At 60.4% G+C, this 19,265-nt stretch carries 21 protein-coding genes and 4 pseudogenes; 15 read left to right on the top strand and 10 right to left on the bottom strand.

Annotated features, from left to right (window positions below; translation table 11 throughout):
• Positions 1–146: 146 nt before the first annotated feature.
• The 5 genes and pseudogenes from M0639_RS31990 to M0639_RS31970 form a co-directional block, all read right to left on the bottom strand.
• Positions 147–464: an MGMT family protein gene (locus tag M0639_RS31990; RefSeq protein ID WP_064073787.1), complete on the bottom strand. Its 318-nt coding sequence runs from the start codon at positions 462–464 to the stop codon at positions 147–149.
• A pseudogene (locus tag M0639_RS31985) lies at positions 457–660 on the bottom strand (vitamin B12 dependent-methionine synthase activation domain-containing protein); the annotation flags it as partial. The gene M0639_RS31990 and the pseudogene M0639_RS31985, both read right to left, overlap by 8 nt.
• 334 nt (positions 661–994) lie before the next feature.
• A pseudogene (locus M0639_RS31980) lies at positions 995–1,335 on the bottom strand (cupin domain-containing protein).
• Positions 1,336–1,448: 113 nt separating this feature from the next.
• Positions 1,449–2,138: a hypothetical protein gene (locus tag M0639_RS31975; protein WP_064073799.1), complete on the bottom strand. Its 690-nt coding sequence runs from the start codon at positions 2,136–2,138 to the stop codon at positions 1,449–1,451.
• A gap of 177 nt (positions 2,139–2,315) precedes the next feature.
• Positions 2,316–3,011 (bottom strand): helix-turn-helix transcriptional regulator, encoded by a 696-nt coding sequence (locus M0639_RS31970; RefSeq protein WP_064073785.1) that lies wholly within the window; start codon positions 3,009–3,011, stop codon positions 2,316–2,318.
• A gap of 60 nt (positions 3,012–3,071) precedes the next feature.
• On the opposite strand from M0639_RS31970, the gene fdxA reads away from it, so the two are divergent.
• The 9 genes from fdxA to M0639_RS31925 all read left to right on the top strand — a co-directional run bounded on the left by fdxA (position 3,072) and on the right by M0639_RS31925 (position 11,167).
• The gene (gene fdxA, locus M0639_RS31965; protein WP_064073784.1) at positions 3,072–3,446 is read left to right on the top strand and encodes a ferredoxin; all 375 of its coding nucleotides are present in this window, start codon (positions 3,072–3,074) and stop codon (positions 3,444–3,446) included.
• 9 nt (positions 3,447–3,455) lie between these two features.
• Positions 3,456–5,201 carry an aa3-type cytochrome oxidase subunit I gene (ctaD, locus tag M0639_RS31960; protein WP_064073783.1) on the top strand — a complete coding sequence of 582 codons (1,746 nt, stop codon included), beginning with the start codon at positions 3,456–3,458 and terminating at the stop codon, positions 5,199–5,201.
• A complete protein-coding gene (locus M0639_RS31955) occupies positions 5,198–5,644 on the top strand; it encodes a hypothetical protein (RefSeq protein ID WP_054801243.1) in 447 nt (148 codons plus the stop codon). The genes ctaD and M0639_RS31955 overlap by 4 nt, the downstream gene beginning before the upstream one ends.
• A 30-nt stretch (positions 5,645–5,674) precedes the next feature.
• On the top strand, positions 5,675–6,085 hold the full coding sequence (locus tag M0639_RS31950; RefSeq protein ID WP_064073782.1) for a DUF952 domain-containing protein: 411 nt from the start codon (positions 5,675–5,677) through the stop codon (positions 6,083–6,085).
• 120 nt (positions 6,086–6,205) lie between these two features.
• On the top strand, positions 6,206–7,996 hold the full coding sequence (locus M0639_RS31945; protein WP_082893114.1) for a molybdopterin-dependent oxidoreductase: 1,791 nt from the start codon (positions 6,206–6,208) through the stop codon (positions 7,994–7,996).
• 875 nt (positions 7,997–8,871) lie between these two features.
• On the top strand, positions 8,872–9,108 hold the full coding sequence (locus M0639_RS31940; protein ID WP_054801252.1) for a hypothetical protein: 237 nt from the start codon (positions 8,872–8,874) through the stop codon (positions 9,106–9,108).
• Between the two features lie 174 nt (positions 9,109–9,282).
• Positions 9,283–9,732 carry an RrF2 family transcriptional regulator gene (locus M0639_RS31935; protein ID WP_064073781.1) on the top strand — a complete coding sequence of 150 codons (450 nt, stop codon included), beginning with the start codon at positions 9,283–9,285 and terminating at the stop codon, positions 9,730–9,732.
• Positions 9,733–9,764: 32 nt separating this feature from the next.
• Positions 9,765–10,958, top strand: a complete 1,194-nt coding sequence (locus M0639_RS31930; protein WP_064073780.1) for a globin domain-containing protein — start codon at positions 9,765–9,767, stop codon at positions 10,956–10,958.
• Between the two features lie 11 nt (positions 10,959–10,969).
• Positions 10,970–11,167 carry a hypothetical protein gene (locus tag M0639_RS31925; RefSeq protein ID WP_082893113.1) on the top strand — a complete coding sequence of 66 codons (198 nt, stop codon included), beginning with the start codon at positions 10,970–10,972 and terminating at the stop codon, positions 11,165–11,167.
• Positions 11,168–11,205: 38 nt separating this feature from the next.
• Here the strand turns inward: M0639_RS31925 and M0639_RS31920 are convergent, their stop codons facing one another.
• Positions 11,206–11,619 carry a VOC family protein gene (locus M0639_RS31920; RefSeq protein WP_064073779.1) on the bottom strand — a complete coding sequence of 138 codons (414 nt, stop codon included), beginning with the start codon at positions 11,617–11,619 and terminating at the stop codon, positions 11,206–11,208.
• Between the two features lie 217 nt (positions 11,620–11,836).
• Complete coding sequence (locus tag M0639_RS31915) at positions 11,837–12,031, bottom strand: hypothetical protein (RefSeq protein WP_152687986.1); 195 nt, start codon at positions 12,029–12,031, stop codon at positions 11,837–11,839.
• A gap of 215 nt (positions 12,032–12,246) precedes the next feature.
• Between M0639_RS31915 and M0639_RS31910 the strand changes: the two are divergent.
• The 4 genes and pseudogenes from M0639_RS31910 to M0639_RS31895 form a co-directional block, all read left to right on the top strand.
• Positions 12,247–12,793 (top strand): annotated as a pseudogene (locus tag M0639_RS31910) (UPF0182 family protein); the annotation flags it as partial.
• A gap of 219 nt (positions 12,794–13,012) precedes the next feature.
• Entirely contained in the window at positions 13,013–13,519 is a 507-nt protein-coding gene (locus tag M0639_RS31905; protein WP_064073776.1) for an alpha/beta fold hydrolase, read from the top strand.
• Between the two features lie 114 nt (positions 13,520–13,633).
• Complete coding sequence (locus M0639_RS31900) at positions 13,634–13,945, top strand: hypothetical protein (RefSeq protein ID WP_064073775.1); 312 nt, start codon at positions 13,634–13,636, stop codon at positions 13,943–13,945.
• Positions 13,946–14,068: 123 nt separating this feature from the next.
• The gene (locus M0639_RS31895) at positions 14,069–15,349 is read left to right on the top strand and encodes an IS256 family transposase (RefSeq protein ID WP_064073797.1); all 1,281 of its coding nucleotides are present in this window, start codon (positions 14,069–14,071) and stop codon (positions 15,347–15,349) included.
• Between the two features lie 94 nt (positions 15,350–15,443).
• Here the strand turns inward: M0639_RS31895 and M0639_RS31890 are convergent, their stop codons facing one another.
• Entirely contained in the window at positions 15,444–15,827 is a 384-nt protein-coding gene (locus M0639_RS31890) for a LapA family protein (RefSeq protein WP_231915126.1), read from the bottom strand.
• A gap of 188 nt (positions 15,828–16,015) precedes the next feature.
• Between M0639_RS31890 and M0639_RS31885 the strand changes: the two are divergent.
• Positions 16,016–16,417: pseudogene (locus tag M0639_RS31885) on the top strand (LGFP repeat-containing protein); the annotation flags it as partial.
• 53 nt (positions 16,418–16,470) lie between these two features.
• Positions 16,471–16,611, top strand: coding sequence for an LGFP repeat-containing protein (locus M0639_RS35125; protein ID WP_345894831.1), 141 nt, complete (start codon positions 16,471–16,473; stop codon positions 16,609–16,611).
• A 400-nt stretch (positions 16,612–17,011) separates the two neighbouring features.
• On the opposite strand, the gene M0639_RS31875 is transcribed toward M0639_RS35125, so the two are convergent.
• Together M0639_RS31875 and M0639_RS31870 are read right to left on the bottom strand one after the other, a co-directional pair.
• Entirely contained in the window at positions 17,012–17,800 is a 789-nt protein-coding gene (locus M0639_RS31875; protein WP_064073774.1) for an ABC transporter permease subunit, read from the bottom strand.
• On the bottom strand, positions 17,790–18,716 hold the full coding sequence (locus tag M0639_RS31870; RefSeq protein ID WP_064073773.1) for an ABC transporter ATP-binding protein: 927 nt from the start codon (positions 18,714–18,716) through the stop codon (positions 17,790–17,792). Before M0639_RS31870 ends, M0639_RS31875 begins: the two co-directional genes overlap by 11 nt.
• Positions 18,717–19,265: the final 549 nt, after the last annotated feature.

Below are 19,265 nucleotides of genomic sequence, written 5' to 3'. Positions count from 1 at the left end.
GACATACCAGACTCCTCATCCGACATACCAGACTTAAGACATGGCCGCGGGAGCAAATACCAGGGTGAAGATGACTGGCCCGTACCGGCACATGACATTTCGTCAAATGTGACTGCAGGACGGTTCCCGCCATCAATTCAGGTGGATCATTCATTCCACAGCGCGTGTACGAGGTCGACTCGTCCGTCGCGCATGGGCGTCCCCTCGCTGCGCAGTAGGACGGCAGCTTTGTTTCCGTGACAGGAGGCGGGAGTGCCATCGGCGTAGACGACGCGGTGCCAATGTGTTTCGTCTGCCCAGTGGGTCATGACCCGGCCGACTTGACGAGGATGTGCGTCGAGGTGGGCAGCGATCAGCCCGTAGGTCATTACGCGACCTGCGGGGATACGGTCGATTGTGTCGAGGACGCGGCGCGCGAACGAAGGGGGTCCCTCGTCTGGTGTTCCCGTCGACGACTCAGGCATTGAAATACTTTGCTTCCGGGTGGTGCAGGACGAAAAAGTCAGTGGACTGCTCGGGATGTAGCTGCAGTTCCTCGGACAGTTCGACGCCGATTCGCTCGGGTTCGAGCAACACCACCAACTTGGCACGATCCTCGAGGTCCGGGCACGCGCCGTATCCTAACGAGCAACGAACGCCACGGTACTCGAGGCCGAGGAAGTCGTCCAGAGTGAGGTCCGCGGCCTGCAACATGGTGCCCATCGCTCCGTCGCCGATGACAACGCGCTATTTCAGCGCATCAAGCAGGGCAGAGTTAAATGGGGCAGACATGCCGCCGACAGCGGACTCCGAGGAATCAGTGGCGATCGGATCTTTGGTCTCGAAACGGTTCAATGCATTTACCTAACAGGACGATTGCCATCGACACATAGAAGTACCGCGAACCGTGCACGGGGGTGATGCGGGGCACAGCTCGCGACCGGAACATGGTCGATGACGAAGCAGAGTAAGAAATGACGGTCGTATCAGTGGCCGTGAAGACCTGGCCGATACTTTAGATTGTTTTAGCGACCGTCAGTAGTACGGACGAGGACTCCAGTGCTTCGAGAGAATGTCGAGCATTCGGGACGATCAACAGATCGCCGGATGATCCTTCCCACGCGTTTTCGGCTGCGCACAGGCGTATCCGGCCGGTGAGGACATAGACGGTCGCTTCCCCGGGGTTCTCGTGCTCGTCGAGTTTTTGCCCCTCTGCCAGCGCGATGACGGTTTGACGCAGGACGTGTTCATGGCCGCCGTACACGGTACGAGCGCTACGGCCACTCTTCGACCTTCCCGCCTTGTCGGCGAGTTGGCGAGTTGGCGAGCGAGCGCTGTCAATGACATCTTTTCCACGATGTTCGCCTTCTTTGCGTTTATACGGTGGCCAGGGATTTCACTCGTTCTCGACTGGTCCGGCCATGAGGAGGTTCCTCGGTTGGTTCATGGGCATTTCGGAGGGCGTTGAATCAGGGCCGCTGCGGCGGGGGTGGGGGGTGATCTCGTGCGGTGAGGAACTTGGAGGGGTCACTGCCGGCGCGGGCGCCGCTGTCTAACCATCGGGCGAATCCCCTTCGATCTCGACGTTCGATTTCGTCGAGATAAGCCTCGCGGGTACGCGCGAGGTGCAGGGCGTCCGTGGCCGAGGGCGATGTCGAGGGATCGCTCTTCAGGGCGGGAAAGCTCATTCGCCAACATCGGCACAGGGCTTCGTTCGACAGTTGACTGCAGTCGGGCAGCGGATGAAGCGGCACTTCGACGGGGCGTGGGTGGATGAGGGGACTCCTCGGCGAGCGCGGCGGTGACTGTGTGAACTCGACTCTGTCGCGAAGATAGCGGCATACCGGAGCAGAGGTGATGGCCATCAGCAGTATCAGCGGTAGGGCGGGAGCGCCGGCGAGGGTGATCAATCCGATGACAGTGACCACTCCTGCCGCCCACGTAGCGCCGTCTCGTAGCGCAATCGGAAGGAGATTTCGCGGTGGTGGGGTAGTACGACGTGTGATCGGTCGCAGCCAGGGTGAACCCCCTCCGATCAGCACTGCGGCAATCACCGCCGATACCAGAACGTCGGTTTGGACGGTGACGGCTGCGGCGATCCCCCCTGAAGCGGCCAGGATGACCGCGGTAATCCACCAGATCATGCGATAGATGTTCATGGAATGTAATCCGTTGTGGTGAGGAAGTTTCCGGCTGTTCATTTCTCGATGCGGTCCGCCGAAACGGGGAACATCTTCGATCGCGCGAGCACGTCAGTGGTCCAGCAATGCATGAGGGAGGGGAATGTGACTGTGCGAGTTCGATATTGATAGACACCGGCTGCATGTACCTGGGCATCATTGCCGCTCCAGTTGCGCGAGGCACGTATGCGCGGTGTCCCAGGGGGTGAGTGTGCTCTTGATCTGACGTGCGCCGAGTCGTGTCAGAACGCCGCGTATCAGACCGAGATGTAAGGAGCAGACAACGGAGGGGTTCTGTCGGGCGACGCTTTCGAACGGACAGGCGTGCAATCGGATACGCGTTCGGGAAGTCGAGGATTCGAGTTCCGGATCGAACCCCATCTCCGCGAACAAGGTGGTGACGACGACCGCCGCATCTTCTGCGGATCGACCGTTTCCGGAGGTTTCGCCGAGATCGTCCAGCGCCCACTGCCGACCCGCAGCCTCGGCGAGCTGTTCCGGATCACCGTCGGTGTGGCGTGCGAAGTGCGCCGCCAAAACGTGGGCCAACTTTTCGTATCCGGAGGTGATGCCGAATCCTGACCCGAGTGGATTCTGTGCCCGGTAAAGCTGGCGCGGACGCCCTCGGATGACGTTGCGCTCGGTCTCCTTCGCGATCAGACCGACTTCGATCAACGCATTGAGGTGGAACCGAACTGTGCTCACATGCAGGCCGCACAGATCCGCCAGTTCGGTGGCGGTCATCGATTCCGCGGCAGCCCGCAAGGCGTCCAACAGTTGAACTCGCCGCCCAGACGCCAGCACTGCATGGGTGCCGGCGCGCGCAGAACCGGTTCCCTTTCGTATCGCCATACTGTAAGACTTTAGAGGAAAGATTTCCTTAAAAATAGGCAGTGCCCCCGGAGGTCGCTCATGACATACGTGATCGCAGCACCATGTATCGACGTGTTGGACCGGGGGTGCGTCGAGGAATGCCCGGTGGACTGCATCTACGAAGGAGCGCGGTCGCTCTACTTCCACCCCGACGAATGCATCGACTGCGGCGCGTGCGAACCGGTCTGCCCGGTCGAGGCCATCTCGTACGAATCCGACGTCCCCGCCCGTTGGGAAGATTTCATCGATGACAACGCCCGCTTCTTCCATCGGCCACTGCCCGGTGCGTCCGAGATGGTGGGATCACCGGGAGGATCCATGAATCTCGGTCGCGTAGGTGTCGATACGGAATTGGTAGGCGGGTACCCGTACTCGAATCGTCCGGATATCGGACCGCCATCTCCCGCGCAGTGAGGAACGCCAATGACTCCCGTTGTGACAGAGCTCCTTCCTTCGCGGCCTTACCCGAAACGCCGGGGGTTCAAGGGCACGTTCCTCTATTCCGCTGCTGCTACGACTGATCCCAAACAGCTGGGCGTGATGTATCTGGTCACCTCGTTCGCCTTTTTCATGTTGGGCGGATTGATGGCCCTGCTGATCCGGACCGAACTTGCCGTCCCCGGTCTTCAGTTTCTCTCGAACGAGCAGTACAACCAGCTCTTCACCATGCACGGCACGATCATGTTGCTGCTCTATGCCACTCCGATCGTCTTCGGCTTCGCGAACTACGTACTTCCCTTGCAGATCGGCGCACCGGATGTGGCGTTCCCGCGACTGAACGCGCTCAGTTACTGGCTGTACCTGTTCGGTGCGCTCGTCACGGTTTCCGGATTCCTCACCCCCGGCGGGGCCGCTGACTTCGGATGGACGGGGTATTCCCCGTTGACCAGCGCCCTGCATTCGCCAGGTGTCGGCGGGGATCTGTGGATCATGGGACTCGCGCTGGCCGGCGTCGGGACCATCTTGGGTGGGGTCAACATGATCACCACCGTGATCTGTCTGCGTGCCCCCGGGATGACGATGTTTCGGATGCCGATCTTCACGTGGAATGTTTTCATCACCATGATCCTGGTGTTGTTGGCTTTTCCTATTCTCACGGCGGCACTGATGGGACTGCTCGTGGACCGACACTTGGGCGGGCATCTCTTCGATCCCGCCACCGGTGGTGCGATCCTGTGGCAGCATCTGTTCTGGTTCTTCGGACATCCCGAGGTGTACATCGTGGCGATACCGTTCTTCGGTATCGTCTCGGAGATCTTTCCGGTCTTCTCTCGCAAGCCGATCTTCGGCTACGCCGGACTTGTCTACGCGACGATCGCCATATCTGCACTGTCGGCGGCAGTGTGGGCACATCACATGTTTGCCACGGGAGCCGTTCTGCTGCCGTTCTTTTCGATGATGAGTTTCCTCATCGCCGTACCGACTGGGGTCAAATTCTTCAACTGGATCGGAACGATGTGGAAAGGACAATTGACGTTCGAAACGCCGATGCTGTTCTCGATCGGGTTTCTGGTGACTTTCCTCTTCGGTGGTCTCTCCGGGGTGATATTGGCGAGCCCGCCGCTCGACTTCCATGTCACCGATTCGTACTTTCTCGTAGCGCACTTCCACTACGTTCTCTTCGGGACGATCGTCTTCGCCACGTACGCCGGGATCTATTTCTGGTTCCCGAAGATAGCGGGACGTTACATGAACGAACGACTCGGTCGGTGGCATTTCTGGACGACCTTCGTCGGGTTTCACACAACCTTTCTGGTGCAACATTGGCTCGGCGCCGAAGGTATGCCGCGCCGATACGCCGATTACCTGCCCTCGGACGGATTCACCACGCTGAACTCGATCTCCACGATCGGTTCGTTCGTTCTCGGGGCGTCATTGTTGCCGTTCGCGTGGAACGTGTTCACCTCGTACCGGTACGGGGAAGTCGTGACGGTCGACGACCCGTGGGGGTACGGCAATTCACTCGAATGGGCCACAAGTTGCCCGCCGCCGCGGCACAACTTCACCGAACTTCCGCGGATCCGCTCCGAGCGTCCCGCATTCGAACTGCATTACCCGCACATGGTCGAACGAATGAGGACGGAAGAACATGCAGGCAGAAGGAAGACTGTCACCTCCGCAGTGAACGAAGCGATCTCCGTCCCGTCCGGTGAGGCCGATGGCCTATGACCGAAGCGGCACGCTACGCGCAAGTGATTGTGCCGGTGTTCTGGCTCGGGATGGTCGCTGCGATTTCCTTCCTGGAAGCACCGATCAAGTTTCGCGCTCCAGGAGTGAGCCTGGCCATCGGGCTCGGGATCGGCCGGAAGGTCTTCACCGCACTGAACGCCGTGGAGTTGGTTCTGGCACTGATGTTGGCGGCATCCTGCATCGTCGCGAAACCTGACACACCCGCGTTGACGTTCTTCGTGCTGGTCGCGATGATGCTCGTTGTTCAGGTTGTGGTGATCCGGCCGTGGCTGGGTAGACGGTCCGACCGGGTTCTTGCCGGAGAAGACCTACCGCGTTCGACGATGCATCTGGTGTACATCGCATTCGAGTTGGTGAAGGTGGTGTTGTTGGTCAGCGTGATCATGTCTCTGTTCCGGGTGTTGTCCGCATGTCTTCACTGACACCCGGACCACTTCGATGAAAGGTTTCCGATGAGCGAATGTATTTTTCACATAGCCCTTGCTGACGACTGGGAGGGCGCCAGGCGATTCGGAGAATATGAAGGATCAACCCGCGCAACGACTCTTGATCAAGTCGGCTTCATCCATGCTGCCACTGCTGCGGATCTCGACTATGTTCTCTCGACAGTGTACGAAGACCTCCGACTCCCACTGGTAGTGGTGGTTGTCGATCAGGATGCCCTCCTTGCTGCGGGGGTCTCGATCAGGTGGGACGAGCGCAACCCATCGCCTCCTGGTACAGGCACGCGGGTTCCAGGGATCTTGGGAGCACTACCGCTGGATCCGGACATCGTCCTCGATGTTCTCCCGATCGAGGAAGTCGACGAGAAATGGGTGGTTCCCGACGTGTCCGCATATACGCTCCGAGATGCGACGCGGTAGTCGACAAAAACCAGGTAAGCCGACTTTGCGGCTAATAGTGGTGCGTAGGGTCAGGTCATCGAACAATTTTTTGGTCACCGGTATCTCGCCGGTGTCGCTGACAGCGTTTGGATGTGACCGATGGTCGACTCCACCGATTCACCTACACCGCCGAGTGCGGCTCCCGATGCTGCGCGGACTCCTGCTGTGGCGCACAGCTTCCGCACACAATTGACCCCAGGTGCGGACGTCGTCGACCCCGTCACGTGGGCGGGTTCGGTACCATACGCCACCGACATCGCACCTCGCATGCGCATCGGCCACAGCAGATGGTTCAACCTGCTCTGGCTGCTCCCTCTCGGATTCGTCGTCCTGATCGGGGCAGTCGCAGCGGCGCAACACCTGCGCAGCATGTCGTCCGTGCAGGTGTTCATCGAGCAGCATCCCGGTGCGAGTGAGCCCGGCCCAGGCGAAACATCGGCCCTCCCCGCATGGTTGGGTGCGCAACACTTTCTCAATCTGTTTCTGATGGTCTTCATCATCCGGTCGGGAGCACAGATCCTCACCGACCACCCTCGGCTGTACTGGACTCGCCACAGCACACCTGGCCGGGAATGGTTCCGTATCCAGAAACCTGTTCCTGCCGATCCCTTTTGGACAGCGAAGAAGGACTCGATCAGCCTGCCCGCGTACGTGGGCTTACCGGGGATCCGGCACTCGATCGGCCTGGCCCGGTGGTGGCATCTCGGCACCAACACGCTGTGGCTGCTCAACGGTCTGATCTTCTACGTGTTGCTGCTCGCGACCGGGCAATGGCGGCACGTGATTCCGACTAGCTGGGACGTCTTCCCCAACACCATATCTGTACTTCTGCAATACCTTTCGCTCGACTGGCCGACCGAAGATCACTGGATGGCATACAACGGACTGCAACTACTCGCCTACTTCGTCACGGTCTTCGTCGCCGCTCCGGTCGCGATGATCACCGGGCTGGGTATGTCGCCGGCGTTGTCCACCCGTTTCAGGCGGGTCAGCAAGATATTGAGCATTCAAACTGCCCGCTCGCTGCACTTTCTCGTGCTGATCTGGTTCCTGGCGTTCATCGTGATCCACGTGGCGATGGTCTTCACCACCGGACTGCTGCGCAACGCCAACCACATGTACGCGTCGAGGGATGACAACAGCTGGATCGGCTTCACGATCTTCGCGGCTTCGATGGTGATCGTTGCTCTCGGCTGGGTTGCGGCAACCCCGTTCACGCTGCGTCATCCACGGGTGGTTCAGCGAGTGGGTTTCGCGCTCATCGGACCAGCGCAGCGCTTGTTCGAGCACGTCGACTCCAAGCCGGGCGAATACACCGAGAAGGACATCTCCCCGTACTTCTGGCACAACGGGCAGTACCCCGAATCCGAGGAGTACCAAGCTCTTTTGGCCGGCAACTTCGTCGACTACCGGTTGCGGGTCAACGGACTGGTCGAGCACCCGGTGGAATTGGACCTGGCTGACCTCCGCGCACTACCACTACAGGAGCAGATCACCCAGCATTTCTGCATCCAGGGATGGTCGGGCATCGCCAGGTGGGGCGGGGTGTCGATGCAGACGATCATCGACCTTGTGCAACCGAAACCGGGCGCGAAGTGGGTGGTGTTCTATTCACTCGGTGACGGACCGGACGGGGGTATCTACTATGACGCGCACCCGATCGAACAGATGGGATACCACCTGACGATGCTTGCCTACGACATGAATGGAGCCCCCTTGCCGTTCGGCCATGGTGCACCGCTGCGACTCCGCAATGAGACACAACTCGGTTTCAAGCAGGTCAAATGGCTCAAGGGCGTGGAGTTCGTCGCGGACTATTCCGACGTCGGTGGCGGCTTCGGCGGGTACAACGAGGATCATGAATTCTTCGGGTACCGGCAATCCTTGTAAACCTGTCCTGCAGACGACTGCTGTGATGTGAGATATTCGTCGACCGCAAAGGTCGATCAACGGACAACGCAAACACGACCCCGGAAAAGGAACAATGCGACAAGCGAAAAGTCAGCCGCACAGCGCTCGCTGACGACGCGGGCGGAAATGCGCGCGCTTCGGAGAGTACGAGGATCCACTCGGACCGATGTTCGACCGGACCGGTTCATCGCTGTTGTCACCACCGAGCACCTCGGCGAGGTGAATATTCGAGCTTACCGCGCCTTCAATTCTCCTCTGGTAGTGGAATTTCCATCGGATCCGGGATCGGCCTCAATTCCGTCGACTCTGAAAAAACGTTGCTATCTAACTCCTCCGCGACCTTCCGAGGAGAAGCCCGGTAATACAAGTGCCACAAAATCTTCGGCAGAAAAATCGTGGCAGACGGAACCGCACACCATGGAGCCGAAGCCTACGCGTGCGATCTCGGGCGTGACCGTTGGCGAGTCGCTCGACGCAAAAATATACGACGGACTTCGGCGGCGGACCGATTCCAGATCCAGTCCACCGTCGTTACCCCCGTTGACAGTTGCCGTTCGGGTGCGATGTACGGTGAGCGAACCGTCGGTAGCTTGAGGTTAGCGATAATCCGAATCGTACTGTTACGGTGAGTTACTTGAAAGTTGTTCGTTCTTCATGAGGTCGGGGCTGAATGGAGCTCCATCTGCAATGAGACTATGTAGCACAGTGCATTTCCGGAACGAAAGTCCCTGTACATCATTTGTTCGTCGTTGCGTTCGACGCATCGATCGAGCTCACCGAGATCCGATCGACGCTTGCGGGATCATTGCAGCACCGTTCCGCGTTGCCGGTATCAGCATCAAAGCGGTGGCACCATGACGAACAGATGTCGACGCGAAGCCGCATTGCTCGCCGTGTTTCTGGCCCAATTCGAACCCGCAGCCGAGGGACTGAAGCCGACGGTCACTCGCCTCACCGCACGTGAAATCGACCAGTGGCGAGAGGACTACGCGCAAGCGCTGCAATGGTCAGCTGCAACGAGGTTCAGCGCAAACGACGTCGTCGCTATCAAGGAAATGCGTCGACGGTACGGTTTTACCTCCGCCCTCTGAGCGTGCGCTACGGGACGATGTGCCCGGTTCGGCCTTTCGTCGACAAACCAATTTTGCGCGATCGGTGCCGCTTCACAGCGTTCTCGACTATGTCGACGTGGTGCGTTAAGGCTTCATTTAAGATCCCCCTCACATAAATAGTCATCTGAGATACGAATTATGTAGGTTCAGGTCATGCAACTGACGCAGTTCACCGATCTGGGATTGCGCGTCGTCATGCGGTTGGCCGTACTCGACGCGGATGCCTCCCCCAGTACCCGGGTAATTGCGGAGCAGCTCAACGTGTCGTATTCCCATGCCACCAAGGTGGTTACACGGCTCGGCGAGTTGGGCATCGTGACAACCAGGCGCGGCCGCGGTGGTGGGCTCTCCATCACCGAACTCGGCCGCACCGCCACCATCGGCTGGCTGGCCAGACGCCTCGAAGGGGCGGGTGAGGTCGTCGACTGCGAAGGCGACAAGCCGTGCCCACTGCGCGGGGGTTGCCTCCTTCGGAGCGCTTTGCGTGACGCTCAGGAAGCGTTTTTCGTTTCACTCGACGCGGTCACGATCGAAGACGTCATCCGGCAGCCGTCAAAAACTGTTCTGCTTCGCCTCACCACTCGGAGCGACGAAGCAAGCTGATCAACGTCAATTTCGACCGAACGGAGCAGCTCATGCTTTCCCCACAGTCAACCGAGGTCATTCGCGCCACCCTTCCCGTGGTCGGCGCCGCCATCGGCGATATCACAACCCTCTTCTACCGCACGATGTTCGACGCACATCCCGAACTCGAACGCGATTTGTTCAATCGCGGCAATCAGAAGCAGGGCGAACAGCAGAAGGCTCTCGCGGGCGCTATCGCGGCATTCGCGACGCTTCAGCTCGAACCCGACAGCGCCAAGGTCGATCTCATACTTTCGCGTATCGCCCACAAGCATGCGTCGCTGGGAATCACGCCCGACCAGTACGCAATCGTGCACGAACACCTCTTTGCCGCGATCGTCGAAATAATCGGCGATGCAGTCACTCCCGATGTCGCAGCAGCATGGGACGAGGTTTACTGGCTGATGGCGGAAACCCTCATCACGATGGAACGAGGCCTCTACCAACTCGCCGGCGTCGAGATCGGCGACGTCTGGCGCACGGTCAGAGTCAGCGAGCGCGTCCTTCAATCCGCCAGCACTGTCTCGCTGACTCTCGCCTCGCTCGACGGCAGCGTTCTCCCCACCTTCGCTCCCGGACAGTACCTTTCGGTCGGAGTTACGCTGCCCGACGGCGCTCGCCAGATACGTCAATACAGCCTCTGTTCCGTGCCGAGCAGCGCCGACTGGCGAATCAGCGTGAAGAGAATTTCGGGCACGCCCGACGGCGAAGTGTCGAACTTCCTCTACAACAACGTGTTCGAAGGTTCCGAACTGTTGGTCACCACACCGTTCGGCGATCTGATGATGCCGGACGACGACTCACCTCTCCTACTCGCGTCGGCCGGAATCGGTTGTACACCAATGATCGGGATGCTCAATCATCTTGCGGACACCGGTGCACAGCGTTCCGTCTCCATCATTCATGCTGATCGATCCATCGCCGATCATGCTCACCGAGCAGAACTCAGCACACTCGTCGAGAAGATTCCCGCCGCAACCTTGCACCGCTGGTACGAGGATCTCGGCACGCACGTACCGTTCGGATCTGTTCACGAAGGACGGGCCGATCTGCGCGATATCACTGTCGAACCGGATACCCAGGCGTTCCTCTGTGGGCCGATGCCGTTCATGTTGGCGATGCGCGCATCGTTGCTCCAACGGGATGTTCCGGCGCAGAATATCCACTACGAGGTCTTCGGACCGGACAGCTGGGCCAATACCTGAGCGGAGCCGACATGACGGAAGAGCAACCTGTGGAAACTCTTTCGCGATGGTCCGACTCGGGAGCGACGTGGCGGGTTCTACGGCGCACCCCGACATCGATCATGATCTCACTACGACGCTGCGACGGGGGCGAGGAAGTAGAGCGTCTGACGTCATCCGATCCCCATCTCCTCGCGTGGATCGGTGACCGTGTGAGCAGCGAGGACTGACTTGCCAACGCACCGCTACCTGGGGTGCGTTGGGCAAGTTATCCGTGGAATCGTTGTGCGATCAGCTCTCGGGGTAGTTCCTCTGGGCCCGGGTAAGCGATGATGACACGGATACCGTCCGGATCGCAGCCGTCGACGAAGGTCACTCCACCGACAACCTGGGTGAAGGTGGAGGCATCATATGTGCGTAGACGCTCACTGATCCGCGTAAGTTCCTCTTCTGTATCGGCGGACCACATGACGTAGTGGACGCCGATATTGCTCATGTTTCGCCGGGATGCGCCCTTTTGCACATACATGTAGATCTGAAAGTCATCCGGCGTCAGAAGGAGCGTCGCATCGCGTTCACGCAAGGCGACACGGCAGGAAAACACGTCGCAGTAGTAACTCACCGACCGATCCAGGTTGGCTACTTGCATCACCGACGAGGCAACTTTCGCGGCAGCACACATTTTTCTCTCCTACTCCCGAACAAGCCAGAGGTCTTCACAGTACCGGTGCACTCGGTGCATTGGCTTTTTCTGTGACTCAAAGTCCGCATGCACCAGAATTCGCTGCTGACGTTGATGATCGTTCGCCAACTCCCGCTCCGAGGCGCAGCATTTCCTCACCGAGCTCCAATAGGGCGTCCAATCCAACCTGCCGGATCAAACTCCGATAAGTCGACGGTTACCTTCGATTCGGTCCGTTGGTTCGGGCATCGAGGTGGTGGGCCCAGTCGCGGCGAGCGTAGTCGGTCCACCGACTGACGGAATGGATATGCAACCCGAGCAGGTCGGCGACGACCGGTGCGGGTAGATCTTCGGTGAGAGTACGGAGAGCGGAGTTGCGGCTGATCCTGACCGGGATATCAAGGTCGGTCATCGCGATCCCCACTGGGCGGGCGTGGCGAGCCGTTCCGGGCACGGTTCGGCTGGGAAACAAGAACGGTGAACCTGTCTTTGTAGCCAGAGGATGTGTGATGGCGGTTTCTACCAGTTCATTGACAAGTCCACTTTCGGCGGATGACAGTTATCAGTCTCGCTCGTGACCGTGTTCGCGTTTGGGTGTCTCCGCCGGCCGCGATGTTTCGGGTGTAAACACAGAACTCGATGATCTCCGACACCCGAGTCGCTTCCGAGCGGACCCTGCTCGAACGCTCGAATCGCATCCACTACGGCAACCTCCTGACGTTGCCGATCGCCGGCGGCGGCTTCCTGTACGTCGAACCCCTGTTCACCGAACGATTGAGCACCCAAGCCGACGGCTCGACCTTCCCCCAACTCTCCCGTGTCCTCGTCAGCTACCGAGAGCCCGGAACAGGCGGCGTCAGAGTCGGATACGCCCCCACCCTCGCAGAAGCTCTCGACCAAGTCTTCGGGCCCGGCACCGGAACAATCGCCACAGCCCCCGGCGGAGACGCCGCCGCACCACCCCCGGTTGATCCTTCCGCCGCCTCTCCCCCCCGCTGCGGTACCACCGACGCCAGCCGAGCCTGGATCCGATCTCACCACCGCAGTGACCGAACTCAACCGCGCCCTCGCCGACCTGCGCACCGCACAACAAAGCGGCTTCGGCACCTACGGGGACGCCCTCGACCGACTGCAACAAGCCATCGACGCATACCTCCAAGCAAGCGGACGCTGAATGCGCACCCGCCCACTCGGGTCAGGAGGCAATCTCACACGACAACCAGAAACAGCCGGAGGAACAGCCGGAGACAGAACTGATGCATCACCGCACAGCGGCGTGTCCGCATGGTGTCGGATGCCTGACTTTTGATGATCGTCGGTTACTGTGGCGCACGGTGTGCCGGGAAGTCTGGTCGGCGGCAGCTCGATGCTGTCCCGTTCAACCAGGAGAGCCATGAACCACCCCACACCTCATACCTCGATCGTTTCGCATGACGTGCCCCTCGAATCCGGGTTCCGCTGCCCCGGCGACGAACTGCAACTGCACACCTCCGCGCGCCAGATCCTGCAGACCTGGACACTGCCCTGGACACTGCAGCGACTGCGTACGTCATTGAGCGATACCCTTGTGCTCGCAGTCGGCTCTCCATCACCGCTACCGGCAGCTGTGATCATCCCCGGCGCCGGATTGAGCGCCGCACTGCTCGAACCCGCGCTCGCTGAGATCGCCCGCACCCGAAGAGTATTCGTCGTCGACCTACCCGGCGAACCAGGGATGAGCGCCGCCCGCCGCCCACAATCCGCCGACCTCGATCACTACGGCCGCTGGCTCGACGAGGTCACCGACACGCTCGGCGAGAAATCCATCGTGCTGATAGGTCATGCCTTGGGCGGCGCCATCGTCCTTTCCTCCACACCCCACCCTCGTGTCGTCGGAACAGTCCTGATCAACCCGGAGTGACTCTGTCGCTCCCGCTGGTATTCCTGGGGCGCCCTGCGACGGTTCCTGTGGCGCAGAAGCACCGACATCGACGCAGCGCAGCACTATCTCGAACACGTCACCGGACCACAGTTCATGCCCTCCCCCGAGCTGGTGACCTGGTTCTGCAACGTCGGCGCCTACTGCCACCCCACCCGATCGCGACCACTGCTGAGCAAGGACAGATTCACCATCTGGACCCGGCATGCCCCGATGACCGTCGCGGCCGGCGCTGACGACCCCGTCTCTCGCCGCCAGGCCGTGTACCACGTGGTGAAGGACCACACCGCCTCGGTGATCCTTCTCCCGAAGACCGGACACCTGGCCCCGGTCGAAGATCCGCTCTGCCTCTCGCAGATCTTACGAAAGCACGAACTCCCCGCCCCGCGGTCTGCCCCCGGAGAGTGATATTCGCCCTTACCCGGCAGGTCGAACTGCCTTTGAACGATCTGTCCGGGGGCGGCGGGACTGTTTCGTAATCGGTGTTTTGGCCCGAGACGCTGAGTGAATGCTTGGCGAGGAGGTGCCGAGATGACGACACTGGAAGATGTGACGAAGAAGAGGGCCGAGCCCTCCGCGGAAGCTGCGGCGGCTGCGGAGCTGGTCAGGTTGGCGAAGGAGCAGGGTCTGTCGCTGACCGGTCCGGACGGTTTGCTCAAGCAGTTCACCAAAACCGTTCTGGAAACTGCATTGAACGAGGAGATGACCGAGCACCTCGGGCACGACAAGAACCAAGCCCCGCCGGAGCGGGAGTCGACGAATATTCGCAACGGGACTCGGTCGAAGACTGTGTTGACCGAGGCGACCGGTCATGTTCCGATCGAGGTCCCTCGTGATCGGGAAGGGACGTTCGAGCCGCAGATCGTCAAAAAGCGACAACGTCGATTGAACGGGGTCGATGAGATCGTGTTGTCGTTGTACGCCAAAGGATTAACGACCGGTGAGATCAGTGCTCACTTCGCTGAAATCTACGGCGCTTCGGTCTCGAAAGAGACCATCTCACGGATCACCGACAAAGTGCTCGAGGAAATGCAGGACTGGGCTGCCCGTCCGCTCGACGAGGTGTACGCAGCGATCTTCATCGATGCGATCGTGGTCAAAGTTCGGGATGGGCAGGTCGCGAACCGCCCGATCTACGCGGCGATCGGTGTCAGCCTCGACGGGCACCGGGACGTACTCGGTTTGTGGGCCGGGACCGGCGGTGAGGGCGCCAAATTTTGGATGTCCGTGCTGACGGATATCCGTAATCGGGGTACTCGGGATGTGTTCTTCCTGGTCTGCGACGGATTAAAAGGTCTACCGGAGGTCGTCGAGAATGTGTGGCCGGCGACCACGGTCCAAACGTGTGTGATCCATTTGATCCGCAATACGTTTCGGTTGTCGTCGCGGCAGCATTGGGATGCGCTCAAACACGATCTCAAGCCGATCTACACTGCCCCGACCGAGGCCGCCGCGAGTGCAGCGTTCGACGATCTCGCAGACCGTTGGGGCAAGACGTATCCGGCGATCATTCGATTGTGGAACAACGCCTGGCAGGAGTTCATCCCGTTCCTCGATTACGACACCGAGATACGGCGAGTGCTGTGCTCTACCAACGCTATTGAGTCCTTGAATGCCCGGTATCGGAGGGCTGTCAAGGCTCGTGGGCATTTCCCCACCGAGGCTGCTGCGCTCAAGTGCCTCTATTTGGTGACGCGTTCGCTCGACCCGACAGGCAAAGGGCAGGCACGATGGATTACACGGTGGAAGCCTGCTCTGAATGCGTTTGCGATCACGTTCGCCGATCGTTGGCCGGGATCGGAAACTTACTAATGGATACCGGCCGAAACACCCTTAACGAGATAGACCCGTCAGCGCCGAATGGCCGGGTCAATTATATGTGCGCTTGGCGGGTAGGGCCGAAGTGTCAGTCCTTCGGGTCCGTCGTGGGTTCCGGAGCGGGTTCGGTCTTCCTGTAGGCGCGGCGCAGTTGCCAGATCCGCGCACCGCCTACGGAGGCCATCACCAGTACCCCGCCGATAGCGGCGAAAAGCAGAGCCACCCCGAGCGGCAGTTCGAAGTCCCAGGCGAAGAACGAGATGGCGACCTGCTTGGTGTTCTGCAGGATGAAGATCAACAAAATGATGACGACGATGGCGCCCATGGCAACTGCTATCCACATTCGACCGGCATTGGTGTGCTCGATGTCCGCCTCTGCCGGAGACGTCGACGAGTGAGGTACCTTTTCCCGCTTCGGTTTGTGGAAGGGCGTGGCGGATGCCGACGCGATGTGGGGATCTTGTGTGCTCATAGCGCTCTCCTTGATCTCCAGACCTACCGGAGCAGAGGGTGAACTCGCTGTTCGCCTACCTTCGAGGATATATCTGGCTGCGCGACGGTGCACGGGCGAAATCGCTGAACAATTGAAGCAAACTTCGTCTACACATCAACCTGGTGCCCTCGTCTTCCTGTGTGGGATGCTCGAAGAACAGTCGATAAATGGGGCGATGCGCCATGGTGTTCATTCGCGGAATCCGAGCGACGGCGGTGCTGGCGCTTCTGATCTGGGTGGGAGCCTGCTCATGGTTCTCCGACGACGGGGCGAACTGTTGTCTCCCACATGGGGCGATCGGCGCCCGATACATCTCGATCGGCGGGGAAGACGGTCCGCTCGGTCGCTGCGTCAACGGCGAAGAGGAACGCAATGGTGGACAAATCCAGCAATTCGCCGATGGAGCCATCTACTGGACGGAGTCCACCGGTGCCTGGGAGGTCTACGGGCAGATCGGGGAAAAGTACGCCGCGGTCGGAGGTCCGACGTCGGGAGTCGGTTGGCCCATCAGCGGTGAGCTGAGCACACCCGACAATTCGGCACGGTTCAACAGGTACGAGCACGGCAACATCTACTTCTCGGAAGCCGGTACCCATCCCGTCTACGGGGCGATCTTCGACGCGTGGGGCGTCAAGGATTCGAGAGTGGACGCTTCGGGCTACCGACATCCGACGAGTTCGAGGTGCCGGACGGTCGGCAAACCAACTTTCAAGGTGGATGGATTCGCTGGGTGAGCGGCACCGGTCAGATTCTCACCTCGTAGAAAACCGGCTGCATGAGGCCCATACCGCTTGTTGGTGTTGGCCCAAGCTCAGACGCGACCGTCTCCGTTCCACAACCACGGTGCGGGTCCGCGCACAACGGCATGACCACCGCGGGCGGACGCGTGGCTCGCACACAGGCTGAAGACAAATCACAAACGGACACTTCTTCCGAGCAAAAATGCCGCAATTCGCCATGAACAACGCTGCGCGGAAAAACTTCTCAATCTCGATCAGACCTCAGTTGGCCTCCATGCACGTTCAGCGTGCCCACCACTGGCGCTGTTGCTCCCAGGCATTGATCTCCCCGCTCTTGAAGGTGACGCATTGGCAGCGCTTGTCCTTCTCCCGCGGCACGCTTGGCAGGTTGCTCACAGCTCGAACGGAAGTCGACGGGGTGCATCAATTGACATCGAGGTGGCCGAACGCCGCAATCGCGCTCCACGACAACACCACCGCGATCGCGGTGAGGACGACGAACGCAGAAACGGACACACCTTCGACGAGTTGATTGTCCCCGACCGCGTAGAAGAACGGAGAGACCAGTCTGGCCGGACGAAGCCAGACCACAACGGGCGCAAGCGAATTGATCAGATACGCAGCTGCAGCGATCATCGATGCCACGCCCAACGCTATCGGACGACTTCCTGTCGACACGCCGATCAGCATCGCCAGCGCCCCGAAATCGATACCCAGCAACAGCAGGGACACCGTGACACCGATCAGCGCACCTGTGCCGATCCGTACGTCGAATCCGCGTCCGGCGAACACACAGAACGCGATCACCAGCGACACCGGCACCGCGACCAGCCACATTGCCGCGACCTTCTGCAGCGCGATTCGGGTGCGGCTCAGCGGCAGGGTCACGACCAGTCCGAGGGTCCCGTCTTCATTCTGACCGGCGATGCACGACGCTCCATAACCTATGTTGAGCAGCAGAATGATCAGGGGCAAGAAGTTGGCGTACAGATTCGCATTCAACCATCCCGATGCCGACGTCAGCGGTCCACTGATACCGAACAGTGCTGCAACGGTGGAGTTTTCCGAGGTGAACTGATCGAGTCCGGTTTCGTGCTGAAAGGCCGGGTACAGCGCGACGATGACGAGGGCGTAGACAGCCATTCCGAGCGAATAGCCGACGATGGATCGTCGCCGGAGCAGTAGATCGAGCCGGACGACGTCAGTGGACATCCGGCATCCCAGAATCGGGGGTCCTGCGGTAGTAGCTCAAGAAAAGTTCGTCGAGGTCCGCATGCCCCGCGGCGATGTCCACCGCACCCTGATCGGCTGCCGTTCGCAGCAGCGGCGCCACCGGGCCGGTGACCGTCACTGTGATCCGGCCGCCCTCGTAGGCGCGCACCTCAACGCCGTCGAGCCGGGCGAACACCTCCGGGCGGGCATCGTGGTCGAAGCGCAGTTCGATCGATCGCGGCGAACTTCGACGCAGGCTCTCGACGCTGGCGGTAATCACCACACGCCCTTCTCTCAGGATGCACACTCGCTCGACGAGCCGCTGCACCTCGTCGAGGTCGTGTGAGGAGAACAAGATGGTCCGCCCTTCCTTCGTGGTCTCGTGCACCAGGTCCGCGAATTCGTCCTGCATGAGTGGATCGAGCCCGGATGTCGGCTCGTCCAAGACCAACAGCTCGGGTCGGTGCATGAACGCCATCACAAGCCCGATCTTCTGTCTGTTTCCTTTCGACAAGGTGTGGGTCGGCCGGTCGAGCTCGGCACCGAACCGATCCACCAACTGGTCCCGGTACCCCAGATCAGCCATTCCTCGGATGTGTGCGAATCTGTCGAGGTGCTCGCCTCCGGTGAGACGGGGATGCAACGTCACTTCGCCCGGTAGATAACCGATCCGGTGCAGGATCTGTGCGGCTTCGCGTGTCGGATCGAGCCCGAACACCCGCGCCAGCCCCGACGTCGGTCGATACAAGCCGAGGAGGATCCGAATGGTCGTGGACTTACCTGCACCGTTCGGGCCCAGGAACCCGAACACCTCCCCGGTCTCGATGCCGAAATCGACATCGACGATTCCTCGGCGAACACCGAACTTCCGGGTGAGGTGCTCGACGCGGACAATCGGTGCCCCGCTCGCGGTCACTCTCGAATGATACTGCTCCGAACCCGCCACTCGAACGAAACATCACCCTCGTGTGCAGCATTCGACGACGCGGCGAAGGCTGAAGTTCTTGATGCGTTGACCCCGCGCCATCTTGCGTCGCGCCGAGAAGCGAGTGCGATCGGCGAAACCTGACCAGCAGAAGAGCTGATTCGGAGATACTCCTGTCGTCACCACCAGTGAGTGAAAATCCCATTCGCGCGTGCACCTACCTGCCACGGCCGGGTTCTGGCGTCAGTTTGCTGGTCCCGAGTGGAAGGGAACAGCACACGTGTCCACGGGCAGTACATCGACCTCATAGAGGACGGCAGCTGTTCTCATCGGCGGTTTCTGATATCACCAACCCTGAGGTGGCCCGCCGGGTTCGCCGCGAGGTACGTCATCCGGCGGGCCGTGCATGTCGCCGGCCGCCACGGATGGCGACATGCGTTTGGGAGTGCCCACCCGGCGTGCCGTCGGGGACGCCGGGTGGGCTGGTGCGCGCCGCAGTCCGGGGAGACGGACGCGCAGTTCAGACGGCCCGCCGGCTCC

This window comes from Rhodococcus qingshengii JCM 15477, from assembly GCF_023221595.1.
Lineage (GTDB): Bacteria > Actinomycetota > Actinomycetes > Mycobacteriales > Mycobacteriaceae > Rhodococcus_F > Rhodococcus_F qingshengii.
The sequence above is the reverse complement of the archived record's forward strand: the minus strand, read 5'-3'. Positions and strand labels throughout refer to the sequence as shown.